At 70.7% G+C, this 14,994-nt stretch carries 15 protein-coding genes and 1 tRNA gene; 10 read left to right on the plus strand and 6 right to left on the minus strand.

Going from position 1 to position 14,994, the window contains the following annotated elements; genetic code table 11:
* Nucleotides 1-235 precede the first annotated feature (235 nt).
* On the minus strand, nt 236-1,729 hold the full coding sequence (locus ACFE7W_RS04345) for a long-chain fatty acid--CoA ligase (RefSeq protein ID WP_375423567.1): 1,494 nt from the start codon (nt 1,727-1,729) through the stop codon (nt 236-238).
* A gap of 71 nt (nt 1,730-1,800) precedes the next feature.
* Between ACFE7W_RS04345 and ACFE7W_RS04350 the strand changes: the two genes are divergently transcribed.
* The 8 genes from ACFE7W_RS04350 to ACFE7W_RS04385 all read left to right on the plus strand — a co-directional run bounded on the left by ACFE7W_RS04350 (nt 1,801) and on the right by ACFE7W_RS04385 (nt 8,584).
* Nucleotides 1,801-3,072 carry an aminotransferase class I/II-fold pyridoxal phosphate-dependent enzyme gene (locus ACFE7W_RS04350; protein WP_375423568.1) on the plus strand — a complete coding sequence of 424 codons (1,272 nt, stop codon included), beginning with the start codon at nt 1,801-1,803 and terminating at the stop codon, nt 3,070-3,072.
* A 145-nt stretch (nt 3,073-3,217) separates the two neighbouring features.
* A tRNA-Trp gene (locus tag ACFE7W_RS04355) sits at nt 3,218-3,290 on the plus strand.
* 50 nt (nt 3,291-3,340) lie between these two features.
* Nucleotides 3,341-3,901 (plus strand): preprotein translocase subunit SecE, encoded by a 561-nt coding sequence (secE, locus tag ACFE7W_RS04360; RefSeq protein ID WP_375423569.1) that lies wholly within the window; start codon nt 3,341-3,343, stop codon nt 3,899-3,901.
* Nucleotides 3,901-4,803 (plus strand): transcription termination/antitermination protein NusG, encoded by a 903-nt coding sequence (nusG, locus tag ACFE7W_RS04365; protein ID WP_375423570.1) that lies wholly within the window; start codon nt 3,901-3,903, stop codon nt 4,801-4,803. Before secE ends, nusG begins: the two co-directional genes overlap by 1 nt.
* 112 nt (nt 4,804-4,915) lie before the next feature.
* Nucleotides 4,916-5,347, plus strand: a complete 432-nt coding sequence (rplK, locus tag ACFE7W_RS04370) for a 50S ribosomal protein L11 (RefSeq protein ID WP_375423571.1) — start codon at nt 4,916-4,918, stop codon at nt 5,345-5,347.
* 207 nt (nt 5,348-5,554) lie between these two features.
* The gene (rplA, locus tag ACFE7W_RS04375; RefSeq protein ID WP_375423572.1) at nt 5,555-6,256 is read left to right on the plus strand and encodes a 50S ribosomal protein L1; all 702 of its coding nucleotides are present in this window, start codon (nt 5,555-5,557) and stop codon (nt 6,254-6,256) included.
* A gap of 93 nt (nt 6,257-6,349) precedes the next feature.
* Nucleotides 6,350-7,162, plus strand: a complete 813-nt coding sequence (locus tag ACFE7W_RS04380; RefSeq protein WP_375423573.1) for a hypothetical protein — start codon at nt 6,350-6,352, stop codon at nt 7,160-7,162.
* A gap of 6 nt (nt 7,163-7,168) precedes the next feature.
* Entirely contained in the window at nt 7,169-8,584 is a 1,416-nt protein-coding gene (locus tag ACFE7W_RS04385; protein WP_375423574.1) for an MFS transporter, read from the plus strand.
* Nucleotides 8,585-8,724: 140 nt separating this feature from the next.
* Here ACFE7W_RS04385 and ACFE7W_RS04390 read toward each other — a convergent pair whose 3' ends face one another.
* Together ACFE7W_RS04390 and ACFE7W_RS04395 are read right to left on the minus strand one after the other, a co-directional pair.
* A complete protein-coding gene (locus ACFE7W_RS04390; protein WP_375423575.1) occupies nt 8,725-9,210 on the minus strand; it encodes a GNAT family N-acetyltransferase in 486 nt (161 codons plus the stop codon).
* A 45-nt stretch (nt 9,211-9,255) separates the two neighbouring features.
* On the minus strand, nt 9,256-10,188 hold the full coding sequence (locus ACFE7W_RS04395; RefSeq protein ID WP_375423576.1) for a C40 family peptidase: 933 nt from the start codon (nt 10,186-10,188) through the stop codon (nt 9,256-9,258).
* A gap of 541 nt (nt 10,189-10,729) precedes the next feature.
* Here ACFE7W_RS04395 and rplJ point away from each other — a divergent pair.
* The gene (gene rplJ / locus ACFE7W_RS04400; RefSeq protein WP_375423577.1) at nt 10,730-11,449 is read left to right on the plus strand and encodes a 50S ribosomal protein L10; all 720 of its coding nucleotides are present in this window, start codon (nt 10,730-10,732) and stop codon (nt 11,447-11,449) included.
* 15 nt (nt 11,450-11,464) lie between these two features.
* Entirely contained in the window at nt 11,465-11,854 is a 390-nt protein-coding gene (gene rplL / locus ACFE7W_RS04405; protein WP_375423578.1) for a 50S ribosomal protein L7/L12, read from the plus strand.
* A 105-nt stretch (nt 11,855-11,959) separates the two neighbouring features.
* On the opposite strand, the gene ACFE7W_RS04410 is transcribed toward rplL, so the two are convergent.
* From ACFE7W_RS04410 to ACFE7W_RS04420, 3 genes are all read right to left on the minus strand, one after another.
* Nucleotides 11,960-12,715: an SDR family NAD(P)-dependent oxidoreductase gene (locus ACFE7W_RS04410; protein ID WP_375423579.1), complete on the minus strand. Its 756-nt coding sequence runs from the start codon at nt 12,713-12,715 to the stop codon at nt 11,960-11,962.
* Complete coding sequence (locus ACFE7W_RS04415) at nt 12,712-13,575, minus strand: fumarylacetoacetate hydrolase family protein (protein WP_375423580.1); 864 nt, start codon at nt 13,573-13,575, stop codon at nt 12,712-12,714. The genes ACFE7W_RS04410 and ACFE7W_RS04415 overlap by 4 nt, the downstream gene beginning before the upstream one ends.
* Nucleotides 13,576-13,647: 72 nt before the next feature.
* Complete coding sequence (locus ACFE7W_RS04420) at nt 13,648-14,955, minus strand: L-fuconate dehydratase (RefSeq protein ID WP_375423581.1); 1,308 nt, start codon at nt 14,953-14,955, stop codon at nt 13,648-13,650.
* Nucleotides 14,956-14,994: the final 39 nt, after the last annotated feature.

The following is a 14,994-nucleotide window of genomic DNA, read 5'->3' on the forward strand; positions in this document are numbered from 1 at the left end:
GCCAGCCCAGCCCCCCGCCAGCCCAGCCCCCCGCCAGCCCAGCCCCCCGCCAGCCCGGGTTCGGCTCCCGCGGCGGAGCCTGCACGGTCACTTCACACCCGCTAGGCCCGCCGTGCGCCCGCTGTAGAGGGCGCAACGTGGACCCTAGGGGTGTGAAGTGACCGGACAGGGGGTGCCCAGGCGTGGAACCGAACCGACCGGGAGCACGGGGCTCAGGGAACGGGCGATGGGCGGGTCAGGGCTCGATCGTGATCTCGCGCTTGAGGATCTTGCCGGTCGGGCCCTTGGGCAGGGTGCCGAAGCGGACGACGCGGGGGTACTTGTACGCGGCGATCTGCTCGGCCACGTAGTTCCGGAGCTCCTCCTCGGAGGCGCTGGCGCCCTCCTTGAGGGTGACCAGGGCAGCGACCTCCTCCCCGTGCACCGCGTCCGGGATGCCCAGCACGGCGGCCTCGGCCACGGCCGGGTGGGTGTAGAGGACCTCCTCGACCTCCCGCGGGTACACGTTGAAGCCGTTCCGGATGATCATGTCCTTCACCCGGTCGACGATGAAGTAGTAGCCGTCGGCGTCGCGGGTGGCCAGGTCGCCGGTGTGGAACCAGCCGCCGCGCATCGCCTCCGCGGTTTCCTCCGGTCGTTTCCAGTAGCCCTTCATCACGTTCTCCCCGCGGATCACGATCTCCCCGATCTCGCCCTCGCCGACCTCCTGCCCATCGACGTCCAGCAGCGCGAACTCGACGCCGCGGATCGGGGTGCCCACCGATCCCGGCTTGGTCGGTCGGTCCGGGTGGTTGAACGAGGCGACCGGCGAGGTCTCCGACAGGCCGTAGCCCTCGAGCAGCCCGAAGCCGAACGTCCGCTCCACGCCGTGGAGCACCTCGACGGGCAGCGAGGCGCCGCCGGACGCCCCGACCTTGACCGTGCTGGTGTCGAACCGAGACACGTCCCTCACCGCGAGCAAGCCCATGTACATGGTGGGCACGCCGAGGAAGATGGTCACCCGGTCCTCGACGATGAGCTGCAGCGCCTGCTCGCTGTCGAACTTCGGCAGCAGGGTCAGGCACGCCCCGCCGGCCATCGCGGCGTTCAGCCCGCAGGTCTGGCCGAAGGAGTGGAAGAGCGGCAGCCCGCCGAAGAGGACGTCGCCCGGACCGTTGGGCATCAGCGTCTCCACCGTCGACAAGACGTTGGTCCGCAGGTTGGCGTGGCTGAGCTCGGCGCCCTTCGGCTGGCCGGTCGTCCCCGAGGTGTAGAGGATCACTGCGGTGTCCTCCGGCTCGACCAGCGCGACCTGCGGCGTGGGTGCGGCCGCGGCCAGCAGCGACTCGAACTCACCCGGCACGGTCACGATGACCTCGGTGCCGGTGGTGGCCGCAGCCTTGGTTGCCTCGTCGGCGAACAGCGGGAACACCACCGCCACCTTCGCGCCCGAGTCCTGCCAGGCGAAGGCGATCTCCCCGGCCTTGAGAAGCGGGTTCATCGGCACCACGATCGCCCCGACCCGCAGGATGGCGTAGTAGGCCACGGGGAAGTAGGCGACGTTCGGCATGATCAGCGCCACCCGGTGGCCCGCGCCGACGCCACGCTCGGCCAGCACCGTCGCGAACCGGGACGAGGCCCCGTCGAGGGCGGTGTAGCTCAGGATCGTCTCGCCCTGCTTGATGGCGGGCAGGTGCGGGTCCGCGGTCGCGCGGTCGGCCACCCAGACGGCGATGTTCGAGTTCGGCATGAGCCGACTGTAGGCCGACATCGCTAGAGTGTCCGGCGGTCCAGGAGCCCGTCAGGAAAGTGTGGAGTGCCATGTCGTTGTCCGAGCTGAGTCCGAGTGCGCTCGAGACCCTGCACGCCGAGCTGACCGCCGCCTACGAGGCGCTGAGCGCCAAGGGCCTCAAGCTGGACCTGACCCGCGGCAAGCCGTCGGCGGCCCAGCTCGACCTGTCGAACGCCCTGCTCTCCTTGCCCGGCGAGGGACACGTCCGCGACGCCGCCGGGACCGACGTGCGCAACTACGGCGGCCCCACCGGGCTGCTGGAGCTGCGGGAGATCTTCGCCCCGCTGCTCAACGTGCCCGTCGAGCAGCTGCTCGCCGGCGACAACGCCAGCCTCGCGGTGATGCACGACCTCGTCGTCTTCTCCCTGCTGCTCGGTACCGTCGGCTCACCCGAGCCGTGGTCGCGTGGCCCGGTGAAGTTCCTCTGCCCGGTCCCCGGCTACGACCGGCACTTCGCCATCTGCGAGCAGTACGGGATCGAGATGCTCCCGGTGCCGCTCAGCGCTGAGGGGCCCGACCTCGACGCCGTCCGCGAGCTGGTGGCCGACCCCGCGGTCAAGGGCATCTGGGTCGTCCCGACGTACGCCAACCCCACCGGCGCCGTCTACGGCGAGGAGGTGACGCGCGCCCTGGTGTCGATGGAGACCGCGGCGCCGGACTTCCGGATCTTCTGGGACAACGCCTACGCGGTGCACCACCTGACCGAGGTCGAGACGCCGGCCCTGGACGTGCTGGGTCTGGCCGCCGAGGCCGGCCATCCGGACCGGGTCTTCGTCATCGCCTCGACGTCCAAGATCACCTTCGCCGGTGCCGGGGTGTCCTTCTTCGCCTCGTCCCCGGCCAACGTCGCGTGGTACGCCCAGGCCACGAGCAAGCGCACCATCGGCCCCGACAAGGTCAACCACCTGCGGCACGCGATGCTGCTGCAGAACCCGGACGGCGTCCGCGAGCTGATGCGGGCCCACGCGGGGATCATCGCGCCGAAATTCGAGCTGGTGGCCAAGATCTTGACCGAGCGGCTCGGCGAGCACGAGGTCGCCGAGTGGACCGACCCCGACGGGGGCTACTTCATCAGCCTCGACGTCGCCGACGGGACCGCGAGCCGGGTGGTGGCGCTGGCCAAGCAGGCCGGCATCGCCATGACCGGCGCGGGGGCCGCCTTCCCGTACGGGCGCGACCCGCGCGACCGCAACATCCGGATCGCGCCGACGATGCCCAGCCCCGATGACGTCGCCGCTGCGATCGACGGCCTCGTCACCTGCGTCCTGCTGGCTGCGGTCGAGCAGCGGCGCTCGGCGTGAGCCGGGGGCGCTCCGGGCGGGCCGCGTAGGCTCGCTCCGGTTCGACTGAGGCGCGGCTAGTCAGTACACTCGAGGACTTGGTGGCCCAACACCAGCGCGTCTGCACGCCCTGACCGGCGTCGGACAGCGGGGTCGAAGCCACCGAAGGGCAATAGCTCAATTGGCAGAGCATCGGTCTCCAAAACCGAAGGTTGTGGGTTCAAGTCCCTCTTGCCCTGCGCGGACACGCCTGTTCCAAGAGCGAAGACACATCAGGGAAGGTCACACTGTGGCGGACAAGGACGAGGAGGGGACGGCCGAGGAGCCGACCCTCGCTGACGGTTCGACCTCCGCCGGCGCTCACGCGGTCGGCCACCCGGGCAGCCCGTTGAGCGACGAGGTCGCCGAGCCGAGTGGCGACGAGCTCGCCGCCTCGGGCTACGACACCGCCGGCCGTGACGACCTCGCTGATCTCGACGGCCCGGCGGCGTCGGAGGAGGTCCTCCACCCCGACGAGGACAGCGAGTCCGATGACAGCGAGAAGGCGTTGGAGCCGGTCGGCGCCGGTGCCGTCGGCCGCAGTGTCGAGCGTCGACGTGAGCGCCGCCCGGCCCCGAAGGCCAAGAACGCGCCCACGGTGGCCCGCGACCGGCCGACCAAGCCGACCCGCACCACGCCGGCCGCGTTCGTGCGCGAGTCGGTCGGCGAGCTGCGCAAGGTCGTCTACCCAACCGGTCAGCAGCTGCTGAACTACTTCGTGGTCGTCCTGGTCTTCGTCCTGTTCGTGATCGCCTACGTCAGCCTGCTGGACCTCGGTCTCGGCTGGGCGATCTTCAAGGTCTTCAGCTGATGACGACCCCCACCACAAACGACGGAGACATCGACGTGTCAGACACCTTTTCAGCCGACGAGCCGCGCCCGGGCGCGGAGCCGCTGGAGGGCTCGGCCGCGCGCGGCCCCGAGGATGACTTCGACATCGACCTCGGGACCTACACCCCGAGCACCAGCGACGACATCGACCTCGACTTCGCGGGCAGCACCACCGCCGAGGCTGCTCCTGAGGACGACATCGAGCTGAACTTCGGCGCCGAGCCGGAGCCGGAGCCCGAGGAGGAGGACGACGAGGACGACGCCGAGTCCGACCTCGGTCGGGACGCGCTCGAGTCCTTCCGCAGCGAGCTGCGGGGCAAGTTCGGTGACTGGTACGTCGTGCACACCTACTCCGGCATGGAGAACCGGGTGCTGCAGAACCTGGAGAACCGGGTGTCCTCGCTCAACATGGAGGACTTCATCTTCGAGATCGTCGTGCCGACCGAAGAGGTCACCGAGATCCGCAACGGCCAGCGCAAGCAGATCAAGCGCACCGTGCTGCCGGGCTACGTCCTGGTCCGGATGGACCTGACGGATGAGTCCTGGTCGACCGTGCGGCACACGCCGTCGGTCACCGGCTTCGTCGGCCACTCGAACTCGCCCGTCCCGCTGAGCCTGGACGAGGTCGAGAAGATGCTCGCGCCGGCGGTCGTCGCGGCGGCCACGGCGGGTACGGACTCCCCGAGCCGTCGCAAGAAGAAGATCGAGGTGGCTGACTTCGCGGTCGGCGACTCCGTCATGGTCGTGGACGGCCCGTTCGCCGGGGTGCACGCGACGATCACCGAGATCAACGTCAACAACCAGCGCCTCAAGGCCCTGGTCGAGATCCTGGGTCGCGAGACCCCGGTCGACCTGACCTTCCCCCAGATCCAGAAGGTCTAGGGACGAAGGTCTGAGTGCACAGGGCGAGAGCCCACCACCACGCCGGGACGGAGCGTCCCGGTACGACAACCGCCGCGGGACTCCCGCGGCACGCTGAGAAGGACCCACCAGAATGCCTCCCAAGAAGAAGGTCGCTGCCCTCGTCAAGGTCGCCTTGAACGCGGGCGCGGCCACGCCAGCCCCGCCGGTCGGTACCGCTCTCGGTCCGCACGGCGTGAACATCATGGAGTTCTGCAAGGCCTACAACGCGGCGACCGAGGCCCAGCGCGGCAACGTCATCCCCGTCGAGATCACGATCTATGAGGACCGCTCGTTCACGTTCGTCACGAAGACCCCGCCCGCTGCGGAGCTGATCAAGAAGGCTGCCGGCGTCACCAAGGGCTCCGGCGTCCCGCAGACCACCAAGGTCGGCAAGATCACCCGTGAGCAGGTCCGCGAGATCGCCACCACCAAGCTGCCGGACCTGAACGCCAACGACGTCGACGCCGCCATGAAGATCGTCGAGGGCACCGCCCGCTCCATGGGCGTCACTGTTTCCGGCTAGTAAACTCGACTACCGCGTCTGAACCACCACCGGGTTTCGCGCCGCCGATCTGCAGGAGCACAGGGTGAAACATGCTTTTCGTTTCACCCGGTGCGACGAAGACGGCGGGCTAGAGCGGAAACCGCGGCGGAGCGGAGCGGAGCCAATTAGACATGTGGGAGGGCCGATGCGCGGCTCGTCACCACAACTGGTGAAAGGAACCAGAACATGAAGCGCAGCAAGGGATACACCGCCGTCGCCGAGAAGATCGATGAGGCGAAGCTCTACGCCCCCGTCGAGGCGATGGAGTTCGCGAAGGCGAACACCAAGGCCAAGTTCGACGAGACGGTCGACGTCTCGATGCGGCTCGGCGTCGACCCCCGCAAGGCCGACCAGATGGTCCGGGGCACGGTCAACCTGCCCAACGGCACCGGCAAGACGGCGCGGGTCCTCGTCTTCGCCACCGGTGACCGCGCCGCCGCGGCCGAGGCGGCGGGCGCCGACGAGGTCGGCTCGGACGAGCTGATCGAGAAGGTGGCCGGCGGCTACCTCGACTTCGACGCCGTCGTGGCCACGCCGGACCTGATGGGCAAGGTGGGCCGGCTGGGGCGGGTGCTCGGCCCGCGCGGTCTGATGCCGAACCCCAAGACCGGAACCGTGACCGTCGACGTGGCCAAGGCCGTGACCGACATCAAGGGCGGCAAGATCGAGTTCCGGGTCGACCGGCACGCGAACCTGCACTTCATCATCGGCAAGGCGTCGTTCAGCTCCGACCAGCTCGAGCAGAACTACTACGCCGCCCTGGACGAGATCCTGCGGCTCAAGCCCAGCGCCTCCAAGGGTCGCTACCTGAAGAAGATCACGCTGTCGACGACGATGGGACCGGGCCTGGCGCTCGACCCCAGCCGCACCAAGCCGGACGCGGAGTGACCACTCCCACCATCACCCGGTGAGACGATCCACCGACGGGCCGCGCACGCTGTGCGCGGCCCGTCGGCGTCCCCAGAGGGAGCACCGCCGCTGATGGTGGCCCTCAGCTGGGTGGCTGCGGTCGTGGCCTGCCTGGGGTACGGGGTGGCCTCGGTCCTCCAGTCCGAAGGCGCCCGACGTACGGCGCAGCGGACCGGGGCGGCCGGGCTGGCCGCCATCGTGGTCCAGCTGCCCTACCTCGCCGGGCTTGCGGCCGACGCCGTCGCCTTCGTGGCCAACGTCGTGGCCCTCCGCGAGCTGCCGCTGTTCCTGGTGCAGTCGGTGGTGACGGCCAGCGTCGGGGTGACCGCGCTCGTGGCCCGGATCCGGGGCGAGCGGCTGGGTCGCCGGGACTGGACCGCCCTCGGTGTGCTCGGTCTCGGGCTGCTCCTGCTGTGCCTGACCGCGAGCCCCGAACGGGCCGTCCGGGTGCCGCCTGCGGTGCAGTGGGCCATCCTGCTCAGCGTCGTCGTCCCCCTTGCCGTCGCTCTGGTCGGGAGCCGGCTGCCCCGTGGGTCCTCAGGGCTGGTGCTGGCGGCCGCAGCCGGGCTGGCCTGGACCGGCGTCGCGTCGGCGTCCCGCGCCCTGAGCGCGGACCGGGTCAGCTGGCACCTGCTCGGCCAGCCGCTGGTCTGGGCCGTCGTGGTGCAGGGGGTCGTGGGCACCGTCTCCTTCGCCCTCGCCCTGCAGCGCGGCTCGGTCACCCGGGTGAGCGCCATGACCTTCATGCTGGAGATGGTGGTGCCCTCGCTGCTCGGCCCGTGGCTCTTCGGCGACGCCGTCGCCCCCGGTCGACTGCCGTGGGCCGTCCTCGGGTTCCTGCTGACGGCGACGGGCACCGTCGGCCTCGTCCGGTACGCGGAGTAAGCGCCGATGGCCGTGGCGTCCGACCCCGTCCGGATGGGGACCCCGCAGGGTCGGTGGCTGCTGGTGGCCACCATCGCCGGCTCCAGCCTGGCGTCTCTCGACGGCACCGTGGTCAACGTGGCCCTCGCCGCCATCGGCCGCGAGTTCGACGCCGGCTTCACCGCGCTGCAGTGGATCGTCAACGCCTACACCCTGACCCTCGCCGCCCTGATCCTGCTCGGCGGTGTCCTGGGTGACCTCTACGGCCGGCGTCGCGTCTTCCTGATCGGCGTGGTCTGGTTCGCGCTGGCGTCGGCGCTGTGCGCGTTCAGCCCCAACGAGGCCGTGCTGGTCGCGGCGCGGGCCCTGCAGGGGATCGGGGGTGCCCTGCTGACCCCCGGCAGCCTGGCCATCATCTCGGCCTCGTTCGCGACGGGTGACCGCGCCCGGGCGGTCGGCGCCTGGTCGGGTCTGGGTGGCATCGCCGGTGCGGCCGGCCCGTTCCTGGGCGGCTGGCTGGTCGAGGTGAACTGGCGGCTGGTGTTCCTGGTCAACCTGCCGGTGGCCGCAGTGATCGTGGTCATCGCGCTCCGGCACGTCCCCGAGACCCGCGACGACGACGCCAGCGCCGAGCAGCGCCGGATCGACCTGCCCGGGACGACCGCCGTCGTGCTGGCCCTGACCGGCATCACCTACGCCCTGACCGAGGCGGGCCGCGACGGCTGGCGGCCGCCTGTCGTCGTCGGGCTGCTCGGGCTGGTGGCCGGGGTGGTCTTCGTGCTGGTCGAGCGCCGGACCACCCACCCGCTGATCCGGATGGACCTCTTCGCCGACCGGACCTTCAGCGCCACCAACCTGGTGACGGTCTTCGTCTACGCGGCGCTCAGCGTCTACTTCTTCCTGCTCGTCCTCCAGCTCCAGGTGGTCGTGGGCTGGTCACCGCTGGCGGCCGGCACGTCCGTGCTCCCGGTCACCGCCTGCATGTTGCTGCTCTCGGCGCGGGCCGGTGCCCTGGCCCAGCGGATCGGGCCACGGCCGTTGATGACCCTCGGTTCCCTGCTCGCCGCCGGCGGCAACGCCCTGGCCCTGGGGGTGGGTCCCGGTGCCCACTACCTGACCGACGTGTTGCCCTCGGTGCTGTTGCTGGGGCTCGGGCTCTCCTGTGCCGTCGCCCCGCTGACGGCAGCGGTGCTCGCAGCCGCACCCCACCACCTGGCCGGCGCGGCGTCCGGGATCAACAACGCCACCGCCCGTACGGCCGGCCTGCTCGCCGTCGCGATCGTGCCGGCGCTCGCCGGCCTCGGTGGAACGGCCTCGGACGACCCGGGCGCCCTGGGAGCCGGCTTCGCGACGGCCATGCTGATCGGGGCCGGGCTGCTCCTGGTGGGCGCCGCGGTCTCCTGGTTCGGCCTCGGCAAGGCGGGCGGCCGGGGGCTGTCATGACCCGGTCGGCTTCAGCTGAGGCTGAAGCCGACGTCGTCGTAGCGGCCGACCGCGCCCCGACCCCCGGCGTCGCGCCAGGTTCGCCAGAGGGACCCCGACCACCAGCTCGTCGCGGCCGCGGCCGCGAGCCGGGGCCGTGGTCAGCGGCCGGTAGCGGCACTCCTCAGGGCGTCCCCGGTGAGCCGGTAGACGGTCCACTCGTCCATCGCGACGGCGCCGAGTCGGCGGTAGAACTCGAGCGACGGGGTGTTCCAGTCCAGCACCCACCACTCGAACCGGGCGTAACCGCGCTGGACGGCGATCTCGGCGAGAGCGGACAGCAGCGCCTTGCCCAGGCCGGACCCGCGGTGCTCCGGAGCGACGAAGAGGTCCTCGAGCCAGATGCCGTGCCCACCCTCCCAGGTGGAGAAGTTGAGGAACCACAGCGCGAAGCCGACGACCGAGCCGTCCGGGCCCTCGGCCACGAGAGCGAACACCGCCGGATCGCGCCCGAACAGTGCGGTGCGCAGCTGCTCGGGCGTGGCCCGGACCTCGTCGGCGGAGCGTTCGTAGACGGCGAGCTCAACGACGAGCTGGTGGATCCGCTCCACGTCGGAGACCAGAGCAGGACGGACGGCGGGGTGCACGGGACCAGCCAAGCACACCTCGCCGTCCGTCCGACGCCTCTGACCTCAGGGGCGACGGGCGCCCTTGTACGGCATGTACTTCATCTTGATGTAGGACACCTTGGCCCCGGCGTGCGGTGCGTGGATGACCTTGCCGTGGCCGGCATAGATGGCCACGTGGCTCGGACCCGAGTAGAAGAAGACCAGGTCGCCCGGCTTCAGGTTGGACTTCGAGACGTGCTTGCCGCGGTGGTACTGGGCGGCGGCGCTGTGCGGCAGGCTCACCCCGGCCTTCTTCCAGGCAGCCTTGGTCAGGCCGGAGCAGTCCCACGCGTTGGGTCCGGACCCGCCGAAGCGGTAGCTGTCACCCAGCTGCTTCTTGGCGAAGGCGAGCGCTGTCGCGCCCTTGCCCGAGCTGTGGGCGGCAGGTCCGGCGACCTTGCCGTGCTGCAGAGCCTTCCACAGCGCGGCGGTGGCCTTGCCCGAGCGGCTCAGGTGGCGCTGCTTCTGCGCGGCCTTGACCACCGTGACGGTCTTGGCGTCGTAGCGGCTGTCCAGGTCGACCTTCGTCCAGCCGAGCGACTGCAGGGTGCGCTGCAGCCGCAGCACGTCCGCGCCCTTGTCGCCGCGGTGCAGGGCCGGTGTGGTGCCGCGGGACAGCAGGGCCGACCAGGCCCGCCGGCCGCCGACCTTCTTCGCGTGCAGGCCGACGGAGGACCGGTAGGCGGCGAGCTGGTGGGCGTCGTGGAGGGAGAAGCTCCCGTTCACCGTGGTCGAGCGGCCGGCCTCGCGCAGCAGGCACTCCATGGCCCGGGCCTGCGCCCCCTTCGTGCCCTTGCGGATGGTCTTGTAGTGCTTGAAGGAGCTGTGGCAGGCCGAGGTGGTGCTGGCCGGCGTGGTGCTGGTCGGTGCGGCGCTGGCGGTCTCGGTGGCGGTCGCCGGCACGATCAACGCCAGCCCGGTCAGCACCGCGGCGGCGCCGGTACGGATTCTTCCCATGCTTCTTGCCATGCGGTGCTCTCCCTCGAGTTTCGGCGAACCGGTCGGTAGGCTCCGAGACGTCAGGGAGCGGACCGGCTGGCGCACGTTATCAAATCGTGACCGAGTGTCCAACCCCGCAGATCCAGCTCGCGGCGTGGCCGCTTGACACCGCGACCTTTGTCTTGCCCACCGCCCCTCTACGGCCGGGCCGAGAGCAGGCCTGGATTTGGCCGGGCGCGCGCTCCCCGGTACGCTGGCGGACGCCGAAGACCGCTGGTCGGTCGATTCTCGAGCTCAACCGCGCGGGATCGACCTGAAGACGTCGTCCGGGAAACCGGACGAATGGCCCGCGCAGGTGATTGGACCATCAGCTCCAGCTGCGTGTGGTGGGTTCCTCCCGGGGAGCCATCGCGGGTCGCAGCGGTCGATGCCCCATGACGCCTGTGCGTTCTGGGGCTTTTTTCATGCCCGGTCTCTGCCCGCCCCGGCGGTCAGCCCTTCGGCTCGCTACATCCGTAGCAAGGACGTTGGTTGCATGAGAAAAGATGGGGAGGAGACTATGGCGAGGCCGGACAAGGCAGCCGCGGTCGAGGAGCTCAGGAGCAAGTTCTCCAGCTCCACGGGCGTGGTGCTGACCGAGTACCGCGGGCTCACCGTGAAGGCGCTGAAAGACCTGCGTCGCTCACTGGGTGAGAACGCCACCTACGCCGTGTCGAAGAACACGCTGACCACGATCGCAGCCCGCGAGGCGGGCGTCGACGGCATCGACGACCACCTCGTCGGCCCGACCGCGATCACCTTCATCGACGGCGACCCGGTCGTCGTCGCGAAGGGTCTGCGCGACTTCGCACGCACGAACCCTCTTCTGGTCATCAAGGCGGGTGTCCTGGACGGCAAGGTCCTGGACGCCGACGAGGTCAGGAAGCTGGCCGACCTGGAGTCCCGCGAGGTGCTCCTCGCCAAGGTCGCCGGTGGCATGCAGGGAGTCCTGCAGCAGGCCATCTCGCTCGTCTCCGCCCCGCTCTCCCAGGCCGCCCGTCTCATGGCGGCCCTGCAGGAGGCGGCTGGGGAGAACCCCTCGATCATCGGCGGTGCCGGAACGGCCGCCGTGGTCGACCAGGAGCAGGACGAAGCACCGGTCGCTGAGGCGACCGCCACCGAGGCGGCTCCCGTCGTCGAGGGCACCACCGAGGCAGCACCTGCTGCGGAGGACACCGAGGCGGCTGCCGCCGTCGAGGACACCAACACCGTCGCGGCAGATGCTGCGGAAGAAAACTAAGGAAGGACGCCCATCATGGCGAAGCTCAGCACCGCAGAGCTCCTTGACGCCTTCAAGGAGCTGACCCTGATCGAGCTCTCCGAGTTCGTCAAGGAGTTCGAGACCACCTTCAACGTCACCGCCGCTGCCCCCGTGGCCGCGGCTGCCCCGGCCGGTGCCGGCGGCGGCGCCGTCGTCGAGGAAGAGGAGGCCTCCGACGAGGTCGACGTCATCCTCGAGGCGGCCGGCGACAAGAAGATCCAGGTCATCAAGGAGGTGCGTACCCTCACCAGCCTCGGTCTCAAGGAGGCCAAGGACCTGGTCGAGGCCGCCCCCAAGGCCGTCCTGGAGAAGGTCACCAAGGAGCAGGCCGAGAAGGCCAAGGAGGCCCTCGAGGGCGCCGGCGCCAAGGTCACCGTCAAGTAAGGTCGCGCTCCGCGATCGCGAACACCACGAAGCCCCGTCCTCTTCGCGGAGGGCGGGGCTTCGTCGTTCCCCGAGCCTGCTCGGTCGACGGCGTGTGCCGAGACGTCAGCGTCGCGGGCGCAGCCGGAGGTCCTGCATCCCACCGTCGACGGCGATCGACGTGCCGGTGGTGGAGCGGGAGCGGGGACTGGCCAGGTACGCCACCGCGTCAGCCACCTCGTCGGCGGAGACCAACCGGCCGTGCGGCTGCCGGGCCTCCAGGGCCGCGCGCTCGGCCTCAGGATCCTCGGCGACCGACAGCAGGCGCTGCACCCACGGGGTGTCCGCGGTCCCGGGATGCACGCAGTTCACCCGGATGCCCTCGGCGAGGTGGTCCGCAGCCATGGCGCGGGTCAGGGCCAGGACGGCCCCCTTCGACGCGCTGTAGAGGGCTCGCTGCGGCAGGCCGGCGGTGGCCGCGATCGAGGCCGTGTTGACCACCGCGGCCGCGCCGGAGGTACGCAGGTGCGGCAGTGCGGCCCGGGTGACCCGGACCATGCCGACGACGTTGACGTCGAAGACCCGGTGCCACTCCTCGTCGGAGTTGTCCGCCACCGTGCCGGCGGCGCCGATCCCGGCGTTGTTGACCACGATGTCCAGTCCGCCGAGCTCGTCCACCACCCGCTGGACCGCGGCGCGCACCGAGGCGTCGTCGGAGACGTCGCAGCTGAGCGCCAGCAGGCCGTCGGCCGCCCCGTCGGGGTCGAGGTCGAGGGCGGCCACCGAGGCTCCGCCCGCCAGCAGCCGAGCGGCGATCGCGGCGCCGAGCCCGGCCGCGCCGCCCGTGACCAGGGCGACCAGACCGTCGAAGTCGTTCGTCACCGTGCCTCCTCCGGCGCCCAGCGGGTGAACTCGTGTCGCTGCCGGCCCAGGCCGTCGATCTCGATCTCGACCACGTCGCCGGCGCTCAGGTAGGGGAAGCGGCCCGAGAGGGCGACTCCCTCGGGCGTCCCGGTGAGCACCAGGTCGCCCGGCTCCAGCACCAGGTACTGGCTGAGCTGGAAGATGATCTCCTCGACCCCGAAGATCAGGTCCCTGGTCGAGGAGTCCTGGCGCGGCTCGCCGTTCACCCAGCTGCGCAGCCGCAGATCAGTGTGGTCGACCTCGTCGGGGGTGACCAGGTACGGCCCGGTGGGGCAGAAGCCCGCGGGTGACTTCCCCTTGCTCCACTGGCCGCCGGACACCTCCAGCTGGAACGCCCGTTCGGACAGGTCGTCGCAGACCGTGAAGCCGGCGACGTGCGCGAGGCTGGCCGCGGGGGAGTCGAGGTAGGAGGTGCGGCGACCGATGACGACGGCCAGCTCGACCTCCCAGTCGGTCTTGGTGCTGCCGCGCGGGATGGGCACCGGGTCGTTCGGTCCGACGACGGTGTTGGGCGTCTTGAGGAACAGCACCGGCTGGTCCGGCGGTGCCGCGCCCGACTCGGCCGCATGGGCGGCGTAGTTCATGCCGATGCAGATGACGGCGCTGGGCCGGGCCACGGGCGCGCCGATCCGCAGTCCAGCGGTCTCCAGCCGGGGCAGCTCGCCCGCGGCCAGGCCGGCGCGCACGTGGTCCAGCCCGTCGCTGGCCAGGAAGTCCCCGGTCAGGTCGAAGACCAGACCGCTCAGGTCGTAGCTGCCGTCGTCGGTGACGACCACCGGCTGCTCCTGGCCCACCGGGCCGAGTCGAGCCAGCTTCATCGGGGCTCCTCACTCTCGTTCGTGTCGCGTTCGTCCGGGGGCGCTGCTGCTCCCCAGGCTAGGTTCGCCAGGCTAGGTGGCCGGCGCCGAGCGCCAGTAGGCACCGTCGGGGAAGGCGTAGGCCGCCACCGAGGCCGGGTGCATCTCCGCGCTGTAGCCCGGCCGGGTGGGAAGCACGTAGGCGGCGTCCTTGACGACGCACGGCTCCACGAAGTGCTCGTGCAGGTGGTCGACGTACTCCGCGACCCGGCCCTCGGTGCTGCCCGAGATGATCAGGTAGTCGATGACCGAGAGGTGCTGCACGAGCTCGCAGAGGCCGACGCCGCCGGCGTGGGGGCAGACGGGGATGCCGAACTTCGCCGCCATCAGCATCACCGGCAGGATCTCGTTCAGCGACCCGAGACGGCAGGAGTCGATCTGGCAGAAGTCGATGGCCTCGGCCTGCAGCAGCTGCTTGAACAGCACCCGGTTCATGCCGTGCTCGCCGGTGGCCACGCCCACGGGGGCGACGGCACGCCGGATCGCCGCGTGCCCCAGCACGTCGTCCGGGCTCGTCGGCTCCTCGATCCAGAGTGGGTTGAAGTGGGCCAGCTCGCCGACCCAACGGATCGCCGTCCCCACCTCCCAGACCTGGTTGGCGTCGATCATCAGGTGCACGTCCGGCCCGATCACCTCGCGGGCGAGGGCACAGCGCCGCAGGTCGTCGTCGAGGTTGGCTCCGACCTTGAGCTTGAGGTAGCGGTAGCCCTCGTCGACCGCCTCCTGGCAGAGCCGGCGGAGCTTGTCGTCGGAGTAGCCGAGCCAGCCGGCCGAGGTCGTGTAGCAGGGGTAGCCCGATCCCTCCAGGACGGCGAGCCGCTCGCGCCGGGTCTCGCCGAGGGCGCTGACCATGCCGATGGCGTCATCGCGGGTCAAGACGTCGGAGAGGTAGCTGAGGTCCATGGTGTCGACCAGCGCCGCGGGCTCCATCTCGCTGACGAACTGCCACAACGGGAGCCCCGCCCGGCGGGCCGCGAGGTCCCAGACGGCGTTCATCACCGCCGCGAGCGCGAGGTGGACGACGCCCTTCTCCGGGCCGAGCCAGCGCAGCTGGGAGTCTGACTGCAGCAGCCGGTAGGTGCCGCCGAGGTCGCCGGTGACCACGTCCAGGTCGAGCCCGAGCAGCGGGAGGGCGCGCTGTTGCGCAGCCGCCGTGCACAGGTCGTTGCCCCGCCCGATGGTGAACGTGAACCCGAACCCGGACAGCTCCGGGTCGTCGGTCCGCAGCACGACGTAGGCCGCGGAGTAGTCGCCGTCCTTGTTCATGGCGTCCGAGCCGTCGGCGCTCAGGGAGGTGGGGAAGCGGACGTCGGTGACCTCGACAGCGGTGATGGTGGGCACGCAACAGCCTCCAGGATCGTTCGGCGTGCGCGCAGCATA

Origin of the sequence: uncultured Friedmanniella sp., from assembly GCF_964244285.1 — a bacterium.
GTDB lineage: Bacteria > Actinomycetota > Actinomycetes > Propionibacteriales > Propionibacteriaceae > Microlunatus.

What these genes read in the sequence shown, in the direction of transcription:
- ACFE7W_RS04415 (WP_375423580.1), bottom strand. Translation starts at nt 13,575, where the DNA reads ATGAAGCTGGCTCGACTCGGCCCGGTGGGCCAGGAGCAGCCGGTGGTC.
- rplL (WP_375423578.1), top strand. Translation starts at nt 11,465, where the DNA reads ATGGCGAAGCTCAGCACCGCAGAGCTCCTTGACGCCTTCAAGGAGCTG.
- ACFE7W_RS04350 (WP_375423568.1), top strand. Translation starts at nt 1,801, where the DNA reads ATGTCGTTGTCCGAGCTGAGTCCGAGTGCGCTCGAGACCCTGCACGCC.
- nusG (WP_375423570.1), top strand. Translation starts at nt 3,901, where the DNA reads ATGACGACCCCCACCACAAACGACGGAGACATCGACGTGTCAGACACC.
- ACFE7W_RS04385 (WP_375423574.1), top strand. Translation starts at nt 7,169, where the DNA reads ATGGCCGTGGCGTCCGACCCCGTCCGGATGGGGACCCCGCAGGGTCGG.
- rplA (WP_375423572.1), top strand. Translation starts at nt 5,555, where the DNA reads ATGAAGCGCAGCAAGGGATACACCGCCGTCGCCGAGAAGATCGATGAG.
- rplK (WP_375423571.1), top strand. Translation starts at nt 4,916, where the DNA reads ATGCCTCCCAAGAAGAAGGTCGCTGCCCTCGTCAAGGTCGCCTTGAAC.
- ACFE7W_RS04380 (WP_375423573.1), top strand. Translation starts at nt 6,350, where the DNA reads ATGGTGGCCCTCAGCTGGGTGGCTGCGGTCGTGGCCTGCCTGGGGTAC.
- ACFE7W_RS04345 (WP_375423567.1), bottom strand. Translation starts at nt 1,729, where the DNA reads ATGCCGAACTCGAACATCGCCGTCTGGGTGGCCGACCGCGCGACCGCG.
- ACFE7W_RS04395 (WP_375423576.1), bottom strand. Translation starts at nt 10,188, where the DNA reads ATGGGAAGAATCCGTACCGGCGCCGCCGCGGTGCTGACCGGGCTGGCG.
- rplJ (WP_375423577.1), top strand. Translation starts at nt 10,730, where the DNA reads ATGGCGAGGCCGGACAAGGCAGCCGCGGTCGAGGAGCTCAGGAGCAAG.